The sequence below is a fragment of the Hyphomonas sp. genome (genome assembly GCF_036964145.1).
Lineage (GTDB): Bacteria > Pseudomonadota > Alphaproteobacteria > Caulobacterales > Hyphomonadaceae > Hyphomonas.
On record NZ_JBALUC010000004.1, the window covers coordinates 184,455 to 206,304 of the forward strand.

15 protein-coding genes are annotated in these 21,850 nt (G+C 60.8%); 12 read left to right on the plus strand and 3 right to left on the minus strand.

Going from position 1 to position 21,850, the window contains the following annotated elements; all coding sequences use genetic code 11:
• The first annotated feature begins 321 nt into the window (after nucleotides 1-321).
• The 4 genes from V7660_RS13030 (at nucleotide 322) to V7660_RS13045 (ending at nucleotide 6,900) form a co-directional block, all read left to right on the plus strand.
• Nucleotides 322-3,414: a TonB-dependent receptor gene (locus V7660_RS13030; RefSeq protein WP_335603484.1), complete on the plus strand. Its 3,093-nt coding sequence runs from the start codon at nucleotides 322-324 to the stop codon at nucleotides 3,412-3,414.
• A gap of 171 nt (nucleotides 3,415-3,585) precedes the next feature.
• On the plus strand, nucleotides 3,586-4,317 hold the full coding sequence (locus tag V7660_RS13035; RefSeq protein ID WP_335603485.1) for a SapC family protein: 732 nt from the start codon (nucleotides 3,586-3,588) through the stop codon (nucleotides 4,315-4,317).
• A 24-nt stretch (nucleotides 4,318-4,341) separates the two neighbouring features.
• Nucleotides 4,342-5,373 carry a cupin-like domain-containing protein gene (locus tag V7660_RS13040; protein WP_335603486.1) on the plus strand — a complete coding sequence of 344 codons (1,032 nt, stop codon included), beginning with the start codon at nucleotides 4,342-4,344 and terminating at the stop codon, nucleotides 5,371-5,373.
• Between the two features lie 27 nt (nucleotides 5,374-5,400).
• Nucleotides 5,401-6,900 (plus strand): tryptophan halogenase family protein, encoded by a 1,500-nt coding sequence (locus V7660_RS13045; RefSeq protein WP_335603487.1) that lies wholly within the window; start codon nucleotides 5,401-5,403, stop codon nucleotides 6,898-6,900.
• Here the strand turns inward: V7660_RS13045 and V7660_RS13050 are convergent.
• Nucleotides 6,897-8,216, minus strand: coding sequence for an FAD-dependent oxidoreductase (locus V7660_RS13050; RefSeq protein ID WP_335603488.1), 1,320 nt, complete (start codon nucleotides 8,214-8,216; stop codon nucleotides 6,897-6,899). The genes V7660_RS13045 and V7660_RS13050 overlap by 4 nt on opposite strands.
• Nucleotides 8,217-8,392: 176 nt before the next feature.
• Between V7660_RS13050 and V7660_RS13055 the strand changes: the two genes are divergently transcribed.
• The gene (locus tag V7660_RS13055) at nucleotides 8,393-10,108 is read left to right on the plus strand and encodes a sensor histidine kinase (protein ID WP_335603489.1); all 1,716 of its coding nucleotides are present in this window, start codon (nucleotides 8,393-8,395) and stop codon (nucleotides 10,106-10,108) included.
• A gap of 141 nt (nucleotides 10,109-10,249) precedes the next feature.
• On the opposite strand, the gene V7660_RS13060 is transcribed toward V7660_RS13055, so the two are convergent.
• Complete coding sequence (locus V7660_RS13060) at nucleotides 10,250-11,281, minus strand: glycosyltransferase (RefSeq protein WP_335603490.1); 1,032 nt, start codon at nucleotides 11,279-11,281, stop codon at nucleotides 10,250-10,252.
• Between the two features lie 105 nt (nucleotides 11,282-11,386).
• On the opposite strand from V7660_RS13060, the gene V7660_RS13065 reads away from it, so the two are divergent.
• The 7 genes from V7660_RS13065 (at nucleotide 11,387) to V7660_RS13095 (ending at nucleotide 20,541) form a co-directional block, all read left to right on the plus strand.
• Nucleotides 11,387-13,177: a hypothetical protein gene (locus tag V7660_RS13065; RefSeq protein WP_335603491.1), complete on the plus strand. Its 1,791-nt coding sequence runs from the start codon at nucleotides 11,387-11,389 to the stop codon at nucleotides 13,175-13,177.
• 254 nt (nucleotides 13,178-13,431) lie between these two features.
• Nucleotides 13,432-14,472, plus strand: a complete 1,041-nt coding sequence (locus V7660_RS13070; protein WP_206992296.1) for a rod shape-determining protein — start codon at nucleotides 13,432-13,434, stop codon at nucleotides 14,470-14,472.
• Nucleotides 14,473-14,515: 43 nt separating this feature from the next.
• On the plus strand, nucleotides 14,516-15,385 hold the full coding sequence (gene mreC / locus V7660_RS13075) for a rod shape-determining protein MreC (protein WP_335603492.1): 870 nt from the start codon (nucleotides 14,516-14,518) through the stop codon (nucleotides 15,383-15,385).
• 1 nt (nucleotide 15,386) lies between these two features.
• Nucleotides 15,387-15,935, plus strand: coding sequence for a hypothetical protein (locus tag V7660_RS13080; protein ID WP_335603493.1), 549 nt, complete (start codon nucleotides 15,387-15,389; stop codon nucleotides 15,933-15,935).
• Complete coding sequence (mrdA, locus tag V7660_RS13085; protein WP_335603494.1) at nucleotides 15,932-17,872, plus strand: penicillin-binding protein 2; 1,941 nt, start codon at nucleotides 15,932-15,934, stop codon at nucleotides 17,870-17,872. The genes V7660_RS13080 and mrdA overlap by 4 nt, the downstream gene beginning before the upstream one ends.
• The gene (gene rodA, locus V7660_RS13090) at nucleotides 17,869-19,077 is read left to right on the plus strand and encodes a rod shape-determining protein RodA (protein ID WP_335603495.1); all 1,209 of its coding nucleotides are present in this window, start codon (nucleotides 17,869-17,871) and stop codon (nucleotides 19,075-19,077) included. The genes mrdA and rodA overlap by 4 nt, the downstream gene beginning before the upstream one ends.
• Nucleotides 19,078-19,155: 78 nt before the next feature.
• The gene (locus V7660_RS13095; RefSeq protein ID WP_335603496.1) at nucleotides 19,156-20,541 is read left to right on the plus strand and encodes a sodium-dependent transporter; all 1,386 of its coding nucleotides are present in this window, start codon (nucleotides 19,156-19,158) and stop codon (nucleotides 20,539-20,541) included.
• A 312-nt stretch (nucleotides 20,542-20,853) separates the two neighbouring features.
• Here V7660_RS13095 and pip read toward each other — a convergent pair whose 3' ends face one another.
• Nucleotides 20,854-21,843, minus strand: a complete 990-nt coding sequence (gene pip, locus V7660_RS13100) for a prolyl aminopeptidase (protein WP_335603497.1) — start codon at nucleotides 21,841-21,843, stop codon at nucleotides 20,854-20,856.
• Nucleotides 21,844-21,850 lie beyond the last annotated feature (7 nt).

Genomic DNA, 21,850 nt, shown 5'->3' on the forward strand with positions numbered 1-21,850 from the left:
TTTTTGCCAACCTTGTCACAAATCCAAAAAAAACGGTCTCTGAAAAATTTTCTAATGCGATCGCTCAGTGCGCCAGCGGATCGTAGAAGTATCAATAGATACGGGCCGTAAATTGTTGCAACAACCATGAAATCGGTTTCATTGCGCCCGGCTCAGCCGGTACGAAACCAAAATTTTCGTCATGTAAGACTTGATAGCGCAAACATTTGGTGATGGATTGCCGTGCGGGTAGGTAGATTGCAGGGGCGATCCACCTGGCCGAGACAAGCATTGAAGACCGGCACCATCTATCGTGAGTGGCCTGTCTCAGGGAGGATTGTAATGACTGTTTCCACGGACAAGGTCCGTGCGGTTTCCGCACGGAAAGTAAAATGGGGAACGCTGCTGTGCAGTGCGTCCGCGGTGTCTCTTCTGTCAGCCCTGCCATTGGCAGCGCAGGCGCAAGACGCGAATGACGAAACACTGACGCAGGAAACTGTGGTTGTGCAGGGCATTCGCGGATCGCTCGAGCGCGCCATGGATATCAAGCGCGATTCCAACGGCGTTGTTGACGCCATTTCAGCCGAAGATATCGGTAAGTTCCCGGACACCAACCTCGCTGAATCGCTTCAACGCATCACGGGTGTGTCCATCAACCGGGTCAACGGCGAAGGCTCCGAGATCACTGTTCGCGGCTTCGGACCGGGCTTCAACCTGGTCACCCTGAACGGCCGCACGATGCCGACCGCCAAGGTTCGCGCCATCGGTGCCCGCGGCAATTATGGTGCTGGCGGCGACCGCGCGTTCGACTTCTCGAACCTCGCCTCTGAAGGCGTCAACGGTCTGGAAGTCTACAAGACCGGCCAGGCTGTTCTGCCATCGGGCGGTATCGGTGCCACGGTCAACATCAAGACGCGCACGCCCTTTGACGATCCGGGCCTCAATGCGTCCTTCTCGGCCAAGGCCATCAACGACACGAGCGTGGAAGCCGGCGACGACTTCACGCCGGAACTGTCCGGCCTCGCAAGCTGGACCGATCCATCCGACCGCTTCGGCATCGGCATCTTCGGGTCCTATTCCAAGCGTGACTCCGGCGCGCCATCCCAGCAGATCAATGACTGGATCGTCCGCGAATCCGCAGACGGCACAATTGATGGCAGCTACACACGCGGTGACGGCTCGACCCAGATCACCAACCCGCCAGCTGCCGGCCAGCTCTACGCCATCCCTCAGGATAGCCGTTACGACTTCTCCGACATTTCCCGTGAGCGCCTGAACGGTCAGCTGGTTCTCCAGTTCCGTCCTGTGGACAACCTCACCCTCACCGGTGACTACACCTACGCCCAGACGGAGTCGGACGAACTGCGCTACGAGCAGACCAACTGGTTTGCCACACCGCTCGACCAGATCATCTTCGACAATGATGGCCCGGTCGCCACGGCCGTGTTCATGCAGGAAAACAATAATGGCTCAAAAGATATCGGCTTCGAGCAGACCAACCGCGCCACGAAAGACGAGCTGAACTCGCTCGGCTTCAACGCGGAATGGGAATTCTCCGAGCGCGGAACGGTCATCTTCGATGCGCATAGCTCCAAGTCGGAATCCGGCGGTAACAACCCGCTCGGCCATACGGCGACCTTCGTATCTATGGGTGCGCCGGTCATCCTCCAGCATTCCGTTGATTTCCGCGGAGGCACGCCGATCCAGTCCTACACCATCGACGATTCCGTTCGCGGGAATGGCAATGGCGTATTGGATGCTGGCGATCTCGGCAGCCAGGTTCAGCGGTCGAACTCTTCCAACATGGAGCATCAGGTCGATGAATTTGACCTTCGCTTCGTCTGGGACTTCGATGATCGCACCAACCTGACCGTCGGCAGTAACTACCGCGACTCGCAAATGGATCGCTCGACCCGCACGACACAACAGGACCTGGGTTCCTGGGGTATCTCAAACCCGGGCGATATCGAACAGTATGCGCCGGGCATGATGCAGTCCTACTGCCTGTCCTGCCTGTATGATGATGTGGCTGTGGGCCAGGCCGATACGGCCTTCCGCGTTGATGCGGCTCAGCTCTATCCCATCCTCGAAGCGGCTTATGCTGGCAACCCTGTGAACATCTCCGAGACGGATGATACGGTGCAGGAAGAGATTTTGTCCTTCTACGCCCAGTTCAATATCGAGCGAGACTTCATGGGTCTTCCGACGCGCACCAACATTGGTGTCCGCTATGAAGACACGAATGTTACGTCGACCACCCTGCAGTCGATCCCATCGGGTATTCTGTGGACGGCCGACAACGACTTCCTCGTCGTTCAGTCTGGTGACAAGCAGGATCTGGCGGGCAAGGGTGCCTATGAGGAAGTGTTGCCGAACGTCGACTTCCAGGTTGACCTGACGGACAACATTGTCGCGCGCGCTTCGTTCAGCAAGACGATCGGTCGGGCCGGTTATAGCAGCCTGTTCGCCTCGACGACTGCCAACGCACCAAACCGTCCGACGGCCTTTGGTGGCTCGCTGACCGGCGACGCTCAGAACCCGGGTCTGCTGCCGCTCAAATCCACCAATTTCGACGTGTCTGTCGAATGGTATTATGGTGATACGAGCTATGTGTCGGCAGGTTACTTCGACAAGAAGGTGAAGAACTTCATCGGTAATGGTGTCGTTGAACGCAACCTGTTCGGCTTGCGTGATCCGGCGTCCGGTGCGGCTGGTTCGCGTTCCGGGGACGCGCTGGACATCATCAACGATCTTGGTGTTGACCAGTCCGAAGCCAACCTCTTCACGCTGGCAGCCCTGATCGAAGCCAATGGCGGCGATGCGGCAGCGGCGCGTGCCGAATTCGAGTCCCAACTCGTCGGAGGCGCTCTGCCACAGAGCTATGTCGACCTGATCCTTGGTCAGTATGACGTGTCTTCCGATGGCAGCGACCCGCTGGCGGTGTTTGCCGTCAACCAGCCGGTCAACAACCGCGAAGGCAACATCGACGGTATGGAGTTCGCCTGGCAGCACTTCTTCGGTGAGACGGGCTTTGGCTTCCAGGCCAACTATACGCTGGTCAACGGCGATGTTGAGCTGGATCCGGCTGCAAGCATCAACGAGAACCAGTTCGCCCTGCTCGGCCTGTCCGATACGGCCAACCTGACGGCGATCTATGAGAAGTACGGCTTCTCCGCCCGTCTGGCCTATAACTGGCGTGACACATTCCTGCTCGCCACAAATGAAGGTGGTGACCGGTCCGGTACCTATGTCGAAGATTTCGGTCAGTACGATCTGAATGTCAGCTACGACATCAACGAGCAGATTGCTGTCTCCTTCGAAGGCATCAACCTGACCGGGGAAGACCAGCGCATCTACCACCGCGTGCCGGAGCAGGTGTACTATGTCTACGAGCTGGCACCACGCTACCAGATCGGCGTGCGCTACAAGTTCTAGTCGGAGACGACTGGACTGAGACGTGAAGCATTTCAGGAAAGGCCGCTGCTTGCAGCGGCCTTTTTTGCCCCCGCTTGTACGGGGCAGGGGATTGTTTCATCATGATGGAAACGCGCGCGACTCCGGTACGCACCCGGTAGAGATCGCGCAGGCAGCACCGAAGGGCGCCCCATGACCAAGATGGCACTTCTCAACAATATCGATCATCCGGATCTGAAGGTGATCACCCGCTTCGGCGCGGCCTATGGCGACAGCGTGAACCAGGCGGCCGTCTACCCGACGGAATTCTCTGAACTGCAGCGGGAATACCCGATCTTCTTCCGCAAGGATGCCGACGGCGCATTTTATTGCGTGGTCCTGCTCGGCCTCGACAAGGCCGAGAATCTGTTTCTCGACGGCGACCGATGGCAGGCCCGCTACGTGCCGGCCATCCTCCAACGCGGCCCGTTCATGATCGGTTTCCAGAACCAGGATGTCGATGGTGAGATCCGCCGCGAACCGGTGATCCATGTCGATCTTGACAACCCCCGCATCAGCCGGACCGAGGGCGAACCGCTCTTCCTCGCCCAGGGCGGCAACGCGCCCTACCTGCAGCATATCAGTCAGGTCTTGCGCGTGATCACGGTCGGCGCGGACATGACGGCGCCGATGTTTGCCGCCTTCGGGCAGGCGGGCCTGATCGAGCCCGTCTCGCTGGATCTCAAGCTGGACGATCATACCGAATACAAGGTGCCGGACCTGTTCACGCTGAACGAAGACAAGCTGGCTTCGCTGGAAGGGGAGGCGCTGCAACAGCTGCATCGTGGTGGTTTCCTGCGTGCGGCCTATCTTGTGCTGGCATCGCTGGGCAATGTGAACCGGCTGATCAACATGAAAAACGCGAAGCGGGCAGCAGGCGGCTGATCCGTCAGGAGGCAGGAACCAGCTATGCTGGCCATTGAACGCAGGACCCGGGTGATAGAAGGCGTCGCGCCAGACGCCATTCCCTATGCTGAGCTGATGCAGAACCAGCAGCCGGTGATTTTCAAGGGCGTCGCACGGCACTGGCCGCTCGTCCAGTGCGGACTGGAATCCCCGAACGCGGCCATGGACTATATCGCCTCCTTCCATGAAGGGCGTCCGGTGGTCGGCTATAGCTGCGCCCCGGAAGAGGGCGGGCGCTATTTCTATACAGACCAGGTCGATGGCTTCAATTTCGAGCGCGCCCGTGTTCAGCTGACAGACTTCTTCGCGAAAATCCGTGAAACCATGACGGCGTCAGACGGGTCTTCCTACTATATCGGCTCCACCGACCTCGATACATTCTTTCCGGGCATGCGCGGCGAGAACGACCTTGTGCTGAACGACCCCATGTTTGACGCGCACAAGCCGCTCGTCAGCATCTGGATGGGCAATCGCACAATCGCATCCGCCCATTATGACATGTCCAACAACCTCGCCTGCTGCATGGTGGGCAAGCGGCGCTTTACGCTTTTCCCGCCGGAACAGGTGGCCAATCTCTATCCGGGTCCGCTGGAGCCGACGCCGGGCGGGCAGGTCGTCAGTATGGTGGATTTCCGCGATCCCGATCTCGAGCGCTATCCGCGCTTTGCCGAGGCGATGGCCGCCGGGGAAGTGGCCGAGCTGGAGCCGGGCGACGTGCTCTTCTATCCGGCGCTCTGGTGGCACAATGTCGAAGGCATCGGCGACTTCACCGCGATGATAAATTACTGGTGGAACACGTCCCCGGCCTTCATGGATACGCCGCAGAATACCTTGCTGCACGCCATGCTCAGCCTGCGGGATCGTCCGGAGCCGGAGAAACAGGCCTGGAAGGCCTTGTTCGACTATTACATCTTCGGGCCCGCCGACCAGCCCGCCGCCCATTTGCCAGAGGGTGCGCAAGGCAATCTCGGGCCCCTCGACGAACTGAAGGCACGCCGGTTGCGCGCCCTGTTGCTGAACAAGCTCAATCGCTGAAAACCACAAGAAGAACCGGGGATCCCATTGGACACGCAGAACATCAGAAGAGTTGTCATTGCCGGGGGTGGCACAGCGGGGTGGATCGCAGCGGCGTCGCTCTCCCGCTTGCTCGGCCCCTTGCTCGACATCACCCTTGTGGAATCCGATACCATCGGCACGGTCGGGGTAGGCGAGGCGACCATCCCGACCCACCGGACCTTCCACCATCTGATGGGGATCGATGAGCGCGACTTCATGCGCGCCACCAAGGCGACCTTCAAGCTCGGCATCGCGTTCGAGAATTGGGGCGGCCAGGGCGACCGCTACATCCACTCCTTCGGCCAGGTCGGCAAATCGAACTGGATGGGGGAGTTCTACAATATCTGGATGTATGCGCAGGAGCGTGGCATCGGAGATGAACTGGATGCCTATTGCTACGAACTGCAGGCAGCCGAGGTCGGGCGGTTCTACACGTCTGAAAAAGCCAACATCAATTACGCCTATCACCTCGATGCCAGCCTCTATGCCAAATTCCTGCGGAACTTCAGCGAGGCCAAAGGCGTCAAACGCATTGAAGGCCTGATTGAGGAAGTCGAGCAGGATGGCGAGAGCGGTTTCATCACGGCGCTGAAGCTGCAATCGGGGGAGCGGATTGAGGGCGATCTCTTCATCGACTGTACCGGTTTCCGGGGTATGCTGATCGAACAGACCCTCAAGACCGGCTACGAAGACTGGACGCACTGGCTGCCGACCGACAGCGCTCTGGCGGTGCAGACCCGCTCGGTCGGCCCGGCGCTGCCCTATACGCGCGCCATTGCGCACCATGCCGGCTGGCAGTGGCGCATTCCGCTGCAACACCGGGTCGGCAATGGTCTCGTCTTCTGCAGCGAAAACATGCAGCCCGACGAGGCAAGGGACTATCTGCTCAGCCATGTAGAGGGCGAGGCGCTGACCGAACCGCGCCTGATCCGTTACAAGACGGGCCGCCGGAAGAAGATGTGGAACAAGAACTGCGTCGCGCTTGGTCTGTCCAGCGGATTTGTCGAGCCCTTGGAATCGACCAGCATCCATCTGATCCAGGTCGGCGCGACCCGCCTTGTCCAGCAATTCCCCTTCGCGGGGATCAGCGAGGCGATAGCGACCCACTATAATGAACAGGCCGAGCGGGAACTGGAAAAGATTCGCGATTTCATCGTGCTGCACTACAAGCTGACAGAACGCGACGATTCAGATTTCTGGCGGGCCCGCCGGGACATGGAAATTCCGGACTCGCTGGCGCAGCGTATTGCCCTGTTCCGCGAGAATGGACTTGCCTATCAGGCTACGGATGATCTTTTCCGCGTGGATTCCTGGCTGCAGGTGATGATGGGCCAACGGCTCAGGCCCAAGGGCTATCACCATATGGGCCATCTGATGACGGATGAGCAATTAAAGACGGCGCTGAATGGCCTGCAGGCGAATATTTCGCGGGCAGTCTCACAGATGCCCAGCCATCAGGATTTCATCAACCAGTATTGCGCCGCGCCGGAAGCGGAGCCGGTCTAGACCGTTTCGGCGGTTCTCGGCGTGTCCTGAGTGGCTGCCGGGGCGGGGGCGCGCGAGAGCTCGCCCAGCATGTCCCGCACCATGCCCTGGGCCTGCTCCACGACGCTGCAGACCAGTTCGTGTGAAAAGCTCGCTCCGCTGAACCATGTATGCTGGTGGCCTTGCACACGCTTCAACGCGCCGAACAGACCCTCCCGTACGGCCTCGATCTTGTATTGTGGGAAATATTGCCAGATTTTTTGCTGGATCACGCTTTCGACCGTAAAGCCGTGCCGCTCGGCATCCGCCAGCAGGATTTCGCGGAGCTCCGGCCCCGTCAGGCCGGTCGAGAACTGGCCTGTGACGTACAGGCGCCCGCCAAGTTCCTCGCTTTCGCCCTCACGGCGCCCGCCCAGAATGGCGCCCTTGCGGGTACTGTCCATGCTTGCCTGAGAATAGCCGATGATCATGTGACCCTCGAACCAGTCCGGCGAGGTCAGCAGGGTCGTCGTGTAGTTCTGCCATTCGATGCCATTGCAGATGAACATCTCGTCGCGCGTCGCCGCGCAGAATTTGACGAAGTTCTGCATAGGCACGGTTGAGACAACGGCGTCGAATTCCTCACTCTTCCCGGCGGCGGTGATGACAGGTTTGGGCCCGGCCCGGTCCAGATGCGTCACCGGGCTCGACAGGCGCACATCGAGATCCTGGGAAAAGCGGTACCAGAACTCGCTCCAGCCTTGGTCGGGCATGTGCATGTCGTTGAGCACGCCGGAGAGGAGGTAATTGAGGTCACACCATTGGACGGTCTGTCCGATTGTGGCCTCGTCGGTAAAGCCATAGCCCTGAGTTGTCTGGATCCGGTGCGACGCCAGCTCGATCTTCGGCAGGTTCAACCGCTTCACCCATTCTGCAGTCGTCATTGCAGCTTCAGCGCGCACATCCGGATCGTCCGGCCGGTTGCGAATGTCCCGGCGCAGGCGTCCGGCGGCGCGAATGAACTTCAAGGCCTGGAGGACCATGGGCGGGCCGCCCCCGGTTTTCACATAGTCGACGACTTTGAGCCCGTCATACCGGGCCTCGCCCAGCCGCGTCAGCGTGATGCCATGCTGGCGCATCCACTGCTTCACCAGCTTGTGTGAGCGGGTCGTATAGCAGGTGCCCATTTCGTTCATGGCGTCACCGCGCACCACGGAAAACGACTTGCCACCCAACCGGTCATCGGCCTCGAACAGAATGGGGTGGTGGCCCGCCTGTTTGATGAAACGCGCGGTGCTGAGTCCCGCTGGACCGGCGCCAATGACGGCGATCTTGAAAGGTGCAGTCGTGCGGGTCACCGGCGCGTTGATCTCCTTAATCGGAATGCACGCTACAGAACAGGTGACATGATAGGCAACCGCTTCAGGGCATCTATTTTTGGTTAACAGACGCGTTAACGACAAGTTTCCACAGTCTGGCAATCCCATCAGGCCCGTAGAGCGGAATGTTCACTTAGCCTGTGTATAGCGGTCTCATGGTGAAACCGGAAAAATCCTTTCTGTCTTATGTGACCGGGAACAAGATTCCCCGGGCGACGGCGGTTGACCGGCTGGTCCTGCTGCAGCAACACATGGATTTTTCCAATCACAAGCTGGTCATGGCGACGATCATGCTGGTCAACACGATCGGCGCGAGCTTTCTGGTCCATCGCTGGGTTCCGGATACGAACATCGAAGCCTGGATCGCGATCAATCTCTGCCTGGCCACGCTTCTCGTTATTGATTTCCTGCTGAAGCGGGGGCGTCCGGCGCCCAAAACGGTCAGCGGCAAGTATCTTCGCCGCTCTGAATTCCTCGCCATCCTGTTTGGTCTCGCCTGGGGCTCTCTGCCCTTCTTCGTCGGACCCGACGAGAATGCCGCGATGATCATGGGTGGCCTGATGATCACACCGATGGCGGCTGGTATGGCCAGCATGCTGACGCGTGTGCCGCGGATCGTCCTGCGCTATGCCTTGTCGGCATTTGTGGCGAGTGCAGCCTATAGTGCCTATGCCCAATCGGTAACCGGCGCCACGATCTGCTTGATGATGATATCCTTCATGCTGGCGCTCTTTCTTGGGGCACGCTCCAGTTACATGGTCTACAAGTCGGACATCGACGCCACGCGGAAGGCTGAAGAATCCCGGGATCTCCTTATTGGCGCGCTTGAAGCCAGCCACCAGGCCTTCGCAATCTTCAATGAGGATGGCGACGTCATTGTGGAAAACCAGCTACACCAGCAGGTCTTTGGCACGCGGGAAGACGCGCTCGACCCGGCCGACAAGCCGATCCGCCGCGATGGGGTCTTCTGGCAGAAATCCGTCGAATGCATTTCTGGCGTCGGCACTGTGGTTGTCTACACTGATGTGACCCGCATGGAAGAGGCCCGCTCCGAGATCGAGCATGCCCGGAATGACGCCGAGGCGGCCAATGAAGCCAAGACGCGTTTCCTCGGTTCGATGAGCGCCGAGTTGAAAGTGCCGCTGGATGTCATCTCGGCTTGTGCGGGCGTTATCGGATCGTCGTCCAACATTCCGTGCAGTGAAGAAGAAGTCCGCTCCTATGCTGACAAGATTGGTGAGCAGGCCATGATCCTGTCCTCCACGCTGGACGGCATTATCAACTTTACACGGATGGAGCGCGAAGACTATCTGGCGCAATCGTCCGAAGTCTCGGTATCCGAAGTCATTCATAATGTCGTGCGCAAGCTGACCGAAGGCGAATATTCGCGCTTTGCCGACCGGCTGAAAGTCAGCGTGCCCAGCAATCTGGCTGCAGACATGGATGATAACAGCTTCGAGATCATCGTGCGCAACGTCATCAAGAATGCGCTCGAATCCGGTTCGTCCGCGCCAATCGTGGTCAAGGCCGGCATGGTGTCCGGGGTTGGCCTTGTGGTCATGGTCCGTGACCGGGGCAGGGGCATGACGGCCGATGTGCTGGAGAAGGCGTTCGAACCCTTCTTCCACTCTCGTCCAGCCCACCAGAAATACGATCATTCGACAGGTGTCGGCCTGGGTCTCAGCGTCGCGCGTCGTCTGGCCGATGCCCAGGGCCTGCGCATCAAGCTTCGCTCTGAGCTGGGCCGTGGTACGACCGCCTTCATCACCATACCGGAAACGCTGGTGCGCCGCTCCCCTACGCCCGATGGCGTACAGGCGACCGAAGTGCCGCTGATTGACTCGGCTGAGCTGCAGAAGAAGACCGGCTGATCGGCTGTCTGCCGAAAGACTCCATTCTCCACATACATTTGAGATCGTCCCGTCCGTCCCGGCCCGTCGCCGGACGATGCGGCGACGGCGACCTGTCTGACAGGTCGCTGGGCTGTCCGACTCAGGGACGTGAAGAAGGGATCAGGCGCCGGTCTTGCGCAGGCCGGGACCCGCCGGCTGGTCACTGGTATCGCGGCGGTCGGCGACCGAGGCCGTGCCCCGGAAATGGGTCTCGCCGCGGGCTGCGGCAATCGACAGATAATGGATCCGCTTCTGCTCGATGCGGGAGCGCGACAGGGAATCGAGGATCACGCCCGCCGTGAAGGACATCATCGCACCCAGCAGCAGGGTCATGGTCAGCATCCAGGTCGGCATCCGGCTGACAAGGCCGGTTTCGAAATACTCGGCCAGAATCGGGACGCTCAGGATGGCGGCAAGGCCGAACAGGCCGGCGGCGACAGAGCTGAAGAACAGGAAGGGCTTGGTTTCCTTTACCAGCATGCCCATCATGCGCAGAATGCGGAATCCGTCGCGGAATGTGGACAGCTTGCTCTCGGAGCCTTCGACCCGGCGGCCATAGTCGAATTCGATCTCGGAGACCGGCAGGCGCAGCGTTGAGGCGTGCACCGACATTTCGGTCTCGATCTCAAAGCCTGGCGAGGAGGCAGGAAAGCTCTTGGCAAAGCGGCGGGTGAAGGCGCGATAGCCGGAGAAGATGTCAGTGAAGTCACTGCCGAACAAGGTGCGGTAAATCATGTTGAACAGGCGATTGCCGAAGGCATGGCCATTGCGGCCGGCATCTTCGGTAACATTGCGGCGTGTGCCGACCACCATGTCGGCCCGATCGGCCAGAAGGGTATCGATCATGCGCGGCGCGGCGGCCGGATCATAGGTGCCGTCCCCATCGGCCATGAGGTACACATCCGCTTCGATGTCAGCGAACATCTGGCGTACGACATTGCCTTTGCCCTGTCGGCGGGAAGGCACGACGGTGGCGCCGGCAAAGGCGGCCTGAGCGGACGTGTCGTCGCTGGAATTGTTGTCATAAACATAGATGCGGGCGGCGGGCAGGGCCTTGCGGAACCCGATGACGACCGACGCAATCGACTTGCCCTCATTATAGCAAGGTAGCAGGACGGCGATGTTCAAACGTGAGAAGTCTTCCTCGGCCATAAGTATCCAGCGCCTCCCTCTTTAGGGTTTCCTACACCCCCACTGGTTAAGTTTGCCTTTCGGGATCAGGGCGCAGGGATGCCCGTAGAAGGGGAGAGGAACGGCGTGCAGATCAGGTTTGACGCCAAAATCGCGTTGCTATTCCTAATCGTGCCGGTCTGCCTGGTCGCGTCCAGCATCTTGCAGGGAAGCTCCGGACAGATAGGTCCGGACAGTGATGACGTTATGCGACTGGTCCAGATCAAGGATCTGCTGAACGGTCAGGACTGGTTTGATCTTCACCAATACCGCATGGGCCCTGATGGTGGCACCCTGATGCACTGGTCGCGCCTCGCTGACCTGCCCATTCTTGCGCTCTACAGCCTGTTTGATCTGTTCCTGCCATCGGACACAGCGCTTGTCTGGGCCTATTCAGCTTGGCCTCCCTTGAGTGTACTGGTCGTTCTTGGCGGCTTGTATGCGGGGGCGCGCCATGTGAGTGACCGGGGCGCGGCGCTGGCTTGCCTTGTGCTCGGCGTATTCGTCTATGCCACGCATTACCGGTTCAGTCCGGGGGCGATTGACCATCACAATCTTCAATTGGGCCTGACAGCGCTGGCTATGGGGCTTGCGCTCGACCCGCTCCGCCGGGCAGGACGATTGGTCGGGGCCGGGCTTGCGCTCGCCGCTTCTGTGGCCATTGGCGGCGAAGTCTATGTCTTTGTGGCGGCGATCTGCGCTTTCATCGCGCTCGACTGGCTCGTGGCCGGGCGGGCGGCGATGCGCGGCGCCATAGGTTTCGGGGCTGGCCTGGCGGCCGGGCTGGAAATCGCCTTTTTTGCCACGATCACGCCGTCGCACTATGAGGTCGTGGCCTGTGATGCCTTGTCATCGGTCAGTCTGCTGGCCGGGATGGCAGGCGGATTCGGGCTGGCCGCCGCCGCCTTGGTGGCTTCCGGGCGCAATATCTGGCTGAGGCTTGGCGCGCTCATGCTCGTGGGTGCCATCTGCGCTGCGACGCTGGTCATGGTGGGCCCGGAGTGCCTGTCAAATCCGCTGGAGGATCTGTCGCCAGAGGTCAAAGCCCTTTGGCTCGACCGGGTGGATGAGGCACGCCCTGTCTTTTCAAACCGGCCGGACAGGGTGTCGACCCTCGGATTTGCTCTTGGCATCTCGATTTTGGCGCTCGGCCTCAGCCTGTTTGGCCTGTACCGCCGCCAGCGTCTGCGCGCGAATCTCCTCTTCTCCGGCCTTCTGCTGGCGGCGTTGGCGATGACACTGTACCAGATCCGTTTCTACGTCTTCGGCCATCTCTTCGCGATCATTCCGCTGGGGCTCTGGATTGCGGACGTCTACCGCGCGGGCAAGGCGAAGAGCCCCTCCAGCGTCACCTATATTGGCGCGCTGGCGCTCAGCCTGCCCTTTCTGTGGGCCCTGCCGGGCCTGCTGGTGACGGACAAGGCCGAGACAGGTAACAAGACCGGGGACAAGGCCGATTGCCTGCAAGAGGGGGTCTTCACCACGCTGGAGACGCTCCCCGAGGGCCGTATCCTCGCTTCCGCCGATGTTGGGCCGATCATCCTGAACCAAACGGGCCACAGCGTTCTTCAGGGCAATTATCACCGCAATCAGGAAGGCATCCGGCAGGCGATTGGCCTCTGGCTGTCGGAGCCCGGTGATACGCAATCACTTCTGGCCGCCAGCGGGATCGACTATGTCATGACCTGTCCGGCCGATGCGGAAACCAAACTCATGTCCAGGCATGATCCGGAAGGATTTGCCGCGCGCCTGAAACGGAATGAAATCCCCGATTTTCTCGAAAACATCCCGTTTGAATCGGACGCTGAATCGCCGGGACGGCTCTATCGGATACGCCGGGGCGACGACACCAATCAAAAAGATGAAGATGTTTCTTAAGTCGGATTTGGGGTTTGTTAATAAAAGCCGTACGTAGCGTTCCGTTAACGCTGGGATTGGTTGTGATTTCGCCCAGAAAAATCCTTTTAAAACAGCGCGCATCTTTACCATGAACGCAGCGTACCACTTATCTGCCGAGCGACTCTTGCATTAAAGCGGCGTTAACGGCAGATGTTGTATGGGGCTGTGTAAAGAATTGCACATGCGCACCGGGCAAAACTGTCCGGGCGCTCAAGAAAGAGCTCGGGTACGACATGATTGGTAGCCTCCTCGGCATGCTGTCTACGGACATGGCCATTGACCTTGGGACAGCGAACACGCTGGTCTATGTGAAGGGGCAGGGCGTCAAGCTCGATGAACCCTCTGTTGTCGCCTACATGACGCAAGGCGGTCGCAAGATCGTCTACGCAGTCGGCGAGCAAGCCAAGAACATGCTCGGCAAGACTCCGGTGAACATGGAAGCCATTCGCCCGATGCGCGATGGGGTGATCGCCGATTTCGAAGTCGCCGAGGAAATGATCAAGCACTTCATCCGGAAGGTTCACAACCGCCGGGCGTTCGTGTCCCCCCTCATCATCATCTGCGTGCCCAGCTCCGCGACCAGCGTTGAGCGCCGCGCCATTCACCAGTCAGCCCTGGCCGCTGGGGCGCGCGAAGTGCAGCTGATCGAAGAACCCATGGCCGCCGCCATCGGTGCGGGCCTGCCGATTGATGATCCGGCTGGCTCCATGGTCGTTGATATTGGGGGCGGGACGTCGGAAGTCGCTGTGCTGTCGCTGGGCGGCATCGTCTATTCACGCTCGGTCCGCGTCGGCGGTGACAAGATGGACCAGGCCATCGTCAATTATCTGCGCCGCGAGCAGAAGATCCTCATCGGGGAAATGTCTGCCGAGCGCATCAAGAAGGAAATCGGCACGGCCCAGCCGCCGGAGAATGGCACCGGCATGGCCCTGACCGTGCGCGGCCGCGGCACGCTGGACGGGGTGCCGAAGGAAACTGAAATCACCGAGGCGATGATTGCCGAAGCGCTGCGCGAGCCCGTGACGGACATCATTGATGCTGTTAAGATTGCACTGGAAGCCATGCCGCCGGAACTGGCTGCGGATATTGTTGATCGCGGCATTGTCCTGACAGGCGGCGGCGCCCTGTTGCGCAATCTCGACACGGTCATCCGTGAGCAGGCTCAACTGCCGGTCATGATCGCCGACGATCCGCTGAAATGTGTTGTGAATGGCTGCGGGCATGTGCTCGAGAATTTCACGAAGATGCGTACGGTGCTCTCACCCGAAGTCTGATTGAGATGAGCTGACAGGGGTAATTTCGCAAGGGAACTGGCCAATGGCGCGCCTCGGCCGATCAGGAACGAAGAGTCAGAAACGCTCTCCCAAGCGTCTCATCCTCGGCGTGTTCATTTTTGCCGCGATTGCGCTCGTTCTCGCCCAGTCCGCCCCGCAAATTCGCACTCTGTTCAATCCCGTCCGGACCACGGTCGGGGATCGTCTCGGGGGCAATGAAGGCTTCAATGCCTGGGCCTGGGTGACCGGCCAGGCCAAGCGCGAGCGTCGCATCAAGGAACTCGAAGCCGAAGTGCGCAATCTCTCGCGCTACAAGGCCGCCGCCATTTCCATGGCAGAGCGGCTCGAAGCCTATGAGGAAATCCTGAATTTGATGGGCGAGCCGCCCGCACGCGGCGTCACGGCGCGCGTGACCGCAGAGAATGATGGTCCGTTCGCGCAGACCATCCTGGCCAATGCGGGCCGCGCGCAAGGCGTTGAACCCGGCGCCGTGGCCCTGAACGAAGGCGGCCTCGTAGGGCGCGTCATTCAACTCGGCGAATATTCGTCCCGCATCCTGCTGATTACCGACTTCAACAGCCGTGTGCCCGTGATGGGCGAAGTCAGCGGCATCCGGGCCATCCTGTATGGTGGCCGCGACGGCCTCGGCAGCCTGACTGATCTGCCGGAGCGCGATCAGTTCGTTGAAGGCGAGCGTATCCTGACCTCGGCCGAGGGCGGGGCATTCCCGCGGGGCCTGATCGTCGGGGAGGTCCGCAAGGCCGGTGATGACTGGCGGGTCAAATTCTCGATGGCAGAGCGCGATGGCGGCTATGTCCAGATGATCCCTCCGCCAGAGATCCGCAAGCCGGTGGAGCTGGAAGTGGAAGAGCCCGAGATAGCGGCCAGCCCGGCGCAGGGGGCACGCCAATAGGATGCCCCGTTCTACTCCCCGCAACAAGAAGAGCCTGTGGTCGCAGACCGGCCCGACGCCCCGTCTCCTGTTCGGGGCGTTTGCGATTGCGGCCATTGGCGTCCTCGGTCTGACACCGCGGGAATTCTTCGGTTTTTCGGTTGCCTGGCCCTATGCGGCGCTGTGGGGCGCGGTGGGCTGGGGCAGGGTGGGCTTGTCGGTTCGCCCGATGATCCTTCTGATCCTTTTCGGCCTTATCCAGGATGTTACCTTCCATGCGCCGCTCGGATGTTTTGTCATCCTGAACCTGCTTGCCTACGGTGCCAGCGCCGCGATTGCTGATATGTTCGACGTCATGAACGAACCCCTCGTTGCGATCCTGTCGCCCGTCCTCCTGTTTTCGGGGGCGTTTCTCCTGTTGTGGCTGATGGCCTCGACGCTGGAGGATCATCCCGTGCGTGTGCTGCCCCTGTTTGCCTCCTTGCTGACGACAGGTCTCGCCTATGCCGTGCTGCAGAAAGTATTCGATCTCGGGCGTCGGCCGGGAGAGCTTGCGGGGCAGGCCGGATGAGCAAGAAACCCGCCGATCTCGATTTTGCCTTCACCCGCCGCACCGCGATTGCGGGCACGGTAGGGGGAATGGTCTGGGCCGGGCTCATCGCCCGTCTGTTCCAGTTGCAGATCCTCGACAAGGAGCGCTACCAGGCACAGGCCGAGGCCAACCATATCAAGCTGCAGCTGGCGCCGCCGCAGCGGGGGCGCATTCTTGACAGGTTCGGTCGTCCGCTCGCCTCGCACCGCCGCGCGGGCCGCATCTCGATCACGCCGGAACAGACCGACGATCCCGAGCACACGCTGGCGCAGATTGCTGCCCTGATCGAGCTGCCGGATGAGCGGCTTGAGCGCATTGCCAACGAGATCCGTCTCAGCCGGCGCCGCAATGCCGGCTTTGTGCCCGTCACCGTGGCGCATGAACTGACCTATGAAGACTTCGCGCGCATGAATGTGCACGCCGCCGAGATGCCGGGCGTGAACGTCGAAATGGCGCTGACGCGGTCGTATCCGCGTGGCCGGGATTTCGCGCATGTGCTGGGCTATGTCGCGCGTGCCAGTCAGGACGATCTCGTGCGCCTGACCGAGGGCATGTCCGACAAGGAAAGCGAGACGCTGAAAACCATGTTCCGGCATCCGGACATGCGGACGGGCCGTCAGGGCATGGAGCGCTTTGCCGAAGAATGGCTGCGCGGCAAGCCGGGCTATCGCAAGCTGGTGACCAATGCGCATGGTCGCGTGATCGAGGAAATCCCCGACGAACGCCTGGCGCCCACAGCGGGCCGCGACCTGTTCGTGACCATCGATTCAGACCTGCAGCGCGTTGCCATCGAGCGCTTCGAGGGCGAAAGCGGCGCGGCCGTCGTGATGGATGTGGAAACCGGCGACGTACTGGCCATGGTCTCGACGCCCGCCTTTGATCCGAATGATTTCGTCAACGGCATCTCCACGGCAAGCTATGCGGAACTGCGCGATGACACCCGTTCGCCGCTCTATCCGCGTGCGCATGGCGGCGTCTATCCACCGGGCTCGACCTTCAAGATGGTGGTGGCGACTGCCGCGCTGGAATCCGGGGCCGTGAAGCCGACCGACCGGGTCCATTGCAATGGCTATTACCATTTCGGCAACCGCACCTGGCATTGCTGGAAGAAGGGCGGCCACGGCTCGGTCAACCTGCATACAGGCATCAAGGGCTCGTGCGACGTCTATTTCTACGAAATCGCCCGCCGCACCGGGGTCGACAAGATTGCCGAGACGGCCCGCAAATTCGGCTTCGGCCAGGACTGGGTGCTGGGCATGACCGGCGGCCGGGGCGGTCTCGTGCCGGACCGCGAATGGAAACAGCGTGTCCGCAAGGAAAGCTGGTACGAGGGCGAAACACTCAATTTCGGGATTGGACAGGGCCAGCTTGGCACCACGCCGTTGCAGCTCGCGCTGATGACCGCGCGGATTGCCACCGAAGGTAAGCCGTTCAAGCCGCGCATGATCGGCATCGGGCCGCAATCGCAGGACGACCATACGCTCGATGCGCCGCTGGACCCGGAAGTCATGAAACTGATGAAGGCGGGCATGTATGGCGTGACCTCTGAAGGCGGCGGCACGGCCTATCGCTCGGGCGACCTCGGCCTTGGCGGTCCGCGCCTCGCCGGCAAGACGGGCACGGCGCAAGTGCGCCGCATTTCCCGCGAGGAGCGTCTCAGCGGTGTCCGCTCGGGCAGTGAGATCGCGCGCGAACTGCGCGACCACGCCCTGTTCGTGGCCTACGCCCCGGCAGACAATCCGAAATATGCGATCTCGGTTGTCGTCGAGCATGGGGAAGGGGGCTCGCGCACTGCGGCGCCGGTCGCCCGCGACATTCTCCACTTCGCGCTCAAGAGCGACAGCCGCCGCAAACCAGCCTATTCGCAGAGCGCTTCCCTGCCGAAATCCATGACGGATGACGGAGAGCCGACATGAACCGCGAAGGCTTTACCGGCTTTTCGCGGGGCGAGGCCCGCACCCGTACCGCGACCTCGCTCAATTTCGAGACGCAGGGCCCGCTCAACAAGCTGATGCGTCTGCCCTGGGGCTTCATCCTGCTGATTGCGGCTATGGCGCTGACGGGCATTGCGATGCTCTATTCTTCCGCCCACACCAATCCGGTTGAAGCGCATCTCTGGAAGCTGCAGCTGGTGCGGTTCGTCTTCTGTTTCTTCATGATGATCGGGCTCGCTCTGTTGCCGCTGTCCTGGTGGATGCGGCTGGCCTTTCCGGCCTATGCGGGGACGGTGGTCTTGTTGGTCCTGGTGGAGCTGATGGGCGTGACCGGGGGCGGCGCGCAGCGCTGGTTGCAGATCGGCCCGGTTGCGGTCCAGCCTTCCGAATTCGCGAAACTCGCCGTCACCATGGCGCTCGCCCGCTATTACCAGATGGTGCTGCAGCCACAGTCCGGGCGCATCCTCGTGCATCTTGGTGCGCTCGCGATCATCCTGTTGCCGGCCGCGCTGATCTTCAAGCAGCCGGATTTCGGCACCACGCTCGCCCTTGTCGCCTCCGGCGGTGTGGTCATCTTTCTCGCCGGCCTGTCGGTTCGGGTGATCGGCACCGCGATCATTGGCGGTGTGGCCTCGGTCTGGCCAGTCTACCAATTCGTGCTCGCGCCCTACCAGCGTGAACGGGTCGATACCTTCCTCGCCCAATTGTTTGGCGGCGCCACCAATGCGCTGGGCGAGAGCTACCAGATCGAACAGGGCAAGATCGCCATCGGCGCGGGCGGCTTCAACGGGCGCGGCTGGTTGCAGGGCATCCAGTCCCAGCAGGATTATGTGCCCGAACAGCATACGGACTTCATTCTCACCGTGATTGCCGAGGAATTCGGGTTTCTCGGGTCGACCGCCTTGCTGCTCTGCTTTGCGGTGATCCTCGGCTGGTCGCTCTACAGTGCGGCCCGGTCGGTCAGCTGGTTCGGGCGGCTTGCCTCGGCGGGCGCCGTGGCGACGGTCGGCTTCTACATCGTGTTCAATGTGGGCATGGTGCTCGGCCTGCTGCCGGTGGTTGGCATGCCATTGCCATTGATCTCTTATGGCGGCACGGCCATGCTCACCACCATGGCGTGTTTCGGCCTGATCATTGCGGCGCACATGCACCGTGACGAGAAGCTGACAGCCCGAGGGCTATTTTAGCACTAAAACATAACAATCGTTGATTTTTGTTTTGCCGAAGATAGGTTCGCGCGAAACTTGTACCCGGGGAGAGGGCGTATGGCAGGAGAAATTGGCCGCAAGACGGATCATTGGGGCTCGCGCTTCGGATTCATCATGGCGGCGGTCGGTTCGTCGGTAGGTCTGGGCAATTTCTGGCGCTTCCCGTTCACAGCCGGTGAGAATGGCGGCGGGGCCTTCATCATCATCTATCTGTTTTGCGTTCTGTTCCTCGGCCTGACCGTGCTGATGGCGGAATACGCGGTTGGCCGGAAGTCCGGCATGTCGGCGATCGAGGGCATTCACTCCCTGGCCCGCGCGGAAAGCAAGAGCGAGAACTGGCAGGTCGTTGGCTGGATCGGCTCGCTGGGCGCCTTCTTCATCCTGACCTTCTACATCGTGATTTCGGCCTGGGTGCTGGCCTTCATCCCGCAGGCTTTCGGCGGCACGTTCAACGGGTTTGCCGCCGAGGCTGCGCGCCTGACAGCGGAGACGGGGTCGACGGTTTCGATCGCGGATGTTTCCGCTGGCAATTTTGGGGAGACGATCAGCAACAAATACATGATTGGCGGCCTGCTTGTCGCTTTCCTGCTCGCAAACGTTATCGTCGTCGCGCGGGGCGTCAAAGGCGGGATCGAGAAAGCGGCAACCGTGCTCATGCCAGCCTTTTTCATCCTGTTGATCGGGATTGTCGGGTTCGCGTTGATTGAAGGCGATGCAGGCGCAGCGGCTGATTTCCTGCTGACCCCTGACTTCAGCGAAGTGACGATGGGCACGTTCCTCGAAGCGGTCGGCCAGGCCTTCTTCTCGCTGTCGGTTGGCTCCTGCCTGATGGTCACCTATGGCGCCTATCTTAGCCGGGACACCAACATCCCGCGCGCCTCGGCCATTGTGGCCAGCGCTGACACGATGGTGGCGCTGATTGCCGGCTTTGCCATTTTCCCGATCGTCTTCGCCTTTGGCGCAGACCCTGCGGGTGGTCCGGGTCTGTTCTTCGTTTCGATGCCGATTGCCTTCAGCCAGATGGGCGCGCTGGGCGTCTGGGTCGGCGGGGCCTTCTTCCTGCTCGCTCTCTTTGCCGCCTTCACCTCCTCGATCTCTCTGATGGAAGTGGGCGTCGCATGGCTGGAAGAGCGCGAAGGCGTAACCCGTCCCGGCGCAGCTATGGGCATCGGCTTCGTGCTGTTCATGATCGGCATGGGCTATGTCTACTCCACCGATTTCATCGACTTCGCAGACATCATCACCGGCAACATCATGCTGCCGCTCTGCGCCCTGCTGCTGGCCGTGTTTGCCGGCTGGATCCTCAGCCGCGAAATGCTGACCACGGAACTCGGCGAAGGGACGATCATGAACCTCTGGCGCTTCATGTGCCGCTGGGTCGTTCCACCGGCGCTGGCCTTCATCCTTGTGCTGGGCACCCTGACCAAGCTCGGCGTGATATAGACGCCGCCGACACAAGTAAATTCGGGGAAGAGGGGGCGGCTATCCGCCCCCTTTTTCGTTGTGGGGACAAGCGATCAGGACAGGCCAATCCGGCGCAGCGGCGCGCATGGCACTCTCTGCCTGTCTCCGGCCGTGATGCTCAGCGCGGCGGGAGGGGGCGATGGCGGCCCATAGCCGGAGCCCCAGCGGCGGAAGGTATGAGGGTCGCACCCTGATACTTCCCCAATACCCAAGACTGCGTGGCCTTTTGTATCTTCCGCCCGCTACACACCCCGACACACCCGGAAGGCGAGGCCTGTCCGGCGTCCGGTGCTAGGCGGATACCAGTCCGGCATATTTGTCGGCGAAATCATCCGTTGCCTGAATGAGCTTGTCGACAATGCCCGGCTCCATGGATGAGTGTCCGGCATCCGGAATGACGTGCAGATCGGCTTTCGGCCACGCCTTGGACAGCGCCCAGGCGGTCGAGAGCGGCGTCACCACATCATACCGTCCATGGACGATCACACCGGGAATGTCCTTCAGTTTCGTCTCCGCTTCCTCAAGCAGCCAGGAATCCCTGGCGAAGAAGCCGCGATTGACGAAATAGTGGCATTCGATGCGCGCGAACGCATCGACGAATTCATCTTCGTTGAAGCGGGCAGGGGTCGTTGTCGGGCCCTTGATGGACAGGGTCTCGCCCTCCCAGCGTGACCAGGCGCGGGCCGCTTCGACGCGCACCTGCTTGTCATCCCCGGTCAGGCGGCGATGGAAGGCCATCAACAGATCATCCTGTTCGTCATCCGGGATGGGCTTGATGTAGCGATCATAAGCATCCGGAAACAGGCGGCTGGCGCCGGACTGGTAGAACCATTGGATCTCGGCCTTGGAGACCAGAAAGATGCCGCGCAGGACGAGGCCAAGCGTGCGGTCCGGATGGGTCACGCCATAGGCCAGCGACAGGGTCGAGCCCCATGACCCGCCAAACACCAGCCATTTGTCGATCCCAAGCATGTCGCGAATCGACTCCATGTCGTCGATCAGGTCCCAAGTCGTGTTTTCGCGCAATTCGGAGTGAGGCGTGGAGCGTCCACAGCCGCGCTGGTCGAACAGGATGATGCGATATTTGCCTGGATCGAAGAAGCGCCTCATTTCCGGGCTTGAGCCGCCTCCGGGGCCTCCATGAACGGCAATGACCGGAATCCCGCCCGGATTCCCCGATTCTTCCCAATAAATCTCGTGAATTTCACTGACTCGCACCCGTCCAGAGCGCCTGGATTCAAGTCTCGGGTACAAAATGCGGCGGTTTGGGCGTCTGTTCATGCAGTCT

Excerpts from the sequence above, each read along its gene's own strand:
- V7660_RS13095 (WP_335603496.1), top strand. The coding sequence starts at position 19,156 with ATGGCAGGAGAAATTGGCCGCAAGACGGATCATTGGGGCTCGCGCTTC.
- pip (WP_335603497.1), bottom strand. The coding sequence starts at position 21,843 with ATGAACAGACGCCCAAACCGCCGCATTTTGTACCCGAGACTTGAATCC.
- V7660_RS13055 (WP_335603489.1), top strand. The coding sequence starts at position 8,393 with ATGGTGAAACCGGAAAAATCCTTTCTGTCTTATGTGACCGGGAACAAG.
- rodA (WP_335603495.1), top strand. The coding sequence starts at position 17,869 with ATGAACCGCGAAGGCTTTACCGGCTTTTCGCGGGGCGAGGCCCGCACC.
- V7660_RS13080 (WP_335603493.1), top strand. The coding sequence starts at position 15,387 with ATGCCCCGTTCTACTCCCCGCAACAAGAAGAGCCTGTGGTCGCAGACC.
- V7660_RS13060 (WP_335603490.1), bottom strand. The coding sequence starts at position 11,281 with ATGGCCGAGGAAGACTTCTCACGTTTGAACATCGCCGTCCTGCTACCT.
- V7660_RS13030 (WP_335603484.1), top strand. The coding sequence starts at position 322 with ATGACTGTTTCCACGGACAAGGTCCGTGCGGTTTCCGCACGGAAAGTA.
- mrdA (WP_335603494.1), top strand. The coding sequence starts at position 15,932 with ATGAGCAAGAAACCCGCCGATCTCGATTTTGCCTTCACCCGCCGCACC.
- mreC (WP_335603492.1), top strand. The coding sequence starts at position 14,516 with ATGGCGCGCCTCGGCCGATCAGGAACGAAGAGTCAGAAACGCTCTCCC.
- V7660_RS13040 (WP_335603486.1), top strand. The coding sequence starts at position 4,342 with ATGCTGGCCATTGAACGCAGGACCCGGGTGATAGAAGGCGTCGCGCCA.
- V7660_RS13070 (WP_206992296.1), top strand. The coding sequence starts at position 13,432 with ATGATTGGTAGCCTCCTCGGCATGCTGTCTACGGACATGGCCATTGAC.
- V7660_RS13035 (WP_335603485.1), top strand. The coding sequence starts at position 3,586 with ATGACCAAGATGGCACTTCTCAACAATATCGATCATCCGGATCTGAAG.